The organism is Candidatus Woesearchaeota archaeon, from assembly GCA_003694805.1.
In the GTDB taxonomy this organism is placed as follows: domain Archaea; phylum Nanobdellota; class Nanobdellia; order Woesearchaeales; family J110; genus J110.
Window position 1 is genome coordinate 1 of record RFJU01000110.1, and the last position, 1,405, is coordinate 1,405.

Consider the following 1,405-nt stretch of genomic DNA (forward strand, 5'->3'; position numbering starts at 1 on the left):
AACACCATAAAACGACAAAAAACTACCGTATCAAACCTTTCAAAGAGCCCTGGCTGTAGGAATAACAAAAAACGAAAATTTTAATAATATAAGAATAAGATTTTATTACTCTTTTAATTTTTGGTGTTTAGCCGCGATGGTAACCAACAAGCAAGTTCCACCACTAACACAAAACAAGCACACCCAACACTACAAACCACTCACCGTTTCGTCTTCAAACCACGTCTTAGACACCCTCTTAGGAGGCGGCTTCACCAAGGGCAACACCGTCCTTCTTGCCGGACCGCCAGGCACGGGAAAAACACTCTTCGCCTTCCAATGGCTCTTTGACGGAATAGAAAAAAAATCAGAAAACAGCATCTACCTCTCCCTTACAGAACCCCTCTTCAAAAACCTCAGCAACCTTGAAATGATGCGCTTTTACAAAAGAGACGCTATTGAAAAGCAACAACTCACCCTTCTCGACCTTCGCCGCGAAAAAAAAGAAATCGACCCGAACCACCTCCTCAACGCTCTCGAACACCACGTCCTCCAAACAGGAAGCAAACGCGTCGTCATCGACTCCATTACAGCAATAAGCCAGCAGCTCGAAAACACGTTCGCCATCCGAAATTTCATCTTCCGCCTCGGCGACCTCCTTGCAACGCTCGGATGCACCACCCTCTTGACAAGTGAAGCGGCAACGAAAAACCTCCAAACACCGTTCGGCGTTGAGGAATTCATCGCGGACACCGTTATCGCCCTTGAAAAAGTACGCATCGGACAAGAATATCAACGATGCCTCACCGTCGTAAAAAACAGAGGAAGAAACCACAAAACCCAACGCGCCTTTTACTACATCACCAACAAAGGACTCTGCCTCTACCCCTACAGCCCACCAACACTCAAACACGCCGAGAGCAGAATAAAAGTTTCAAGCGGCATACCCGGCCTGGACAGGCTCCTTTCAGGAGGATTCTTCAAAGGCACCTCAACCTTTCTTGCAGGAACAACAGGAACAGGAAAAACACTCTTCGCACTCCACTTCCTCATTGCAGGCCTTAAAAACAACGAAGCATGCCTCTACGTCTCTTTTGAAGAAAGCAAAGACGCGCTTCGAAAAAACGCAGAAAACTTCGGATGCAACTTCCCCCAACACGAACAGGAAAAAAGACTTCATTTGCGCTGTGAGCCCCCTGAAAGCACATTCATAGAGGGGCACTACCAAACCATCCTCTCACTCATTCGCAGAAAGCGCATCCAACGCTGCATCATCGACTCACTCTCAGCCGTAGCAAATGCGTTCCCAGAAGAGCACTTCCTCTCATTTGCAAAGCGCCTCTACCTCAGCCTCAAACAACACGGCGTAACCACGCTTTTTACGTCAGCAGCAGACACAAAAGAACACATGAAAGAATTCACCGGC

1 protein-coding gene is annotated in these 1,405 nt (G+C 47.5%); it reads left to right on the top strand.

Going from position 1 to position 1,405, the window contains the following annotated elements; all coding sequences use genetic code 11:
* Positions 1–136: 136 nt before the first annotated feature.
* A partial coding sequence (locus D6783_04025) for a hypothetical protein (GenBank protein RME52703.1) occupies positions 137–1,405 on the top strand: 1,269 nt, incomplete at its 3' end.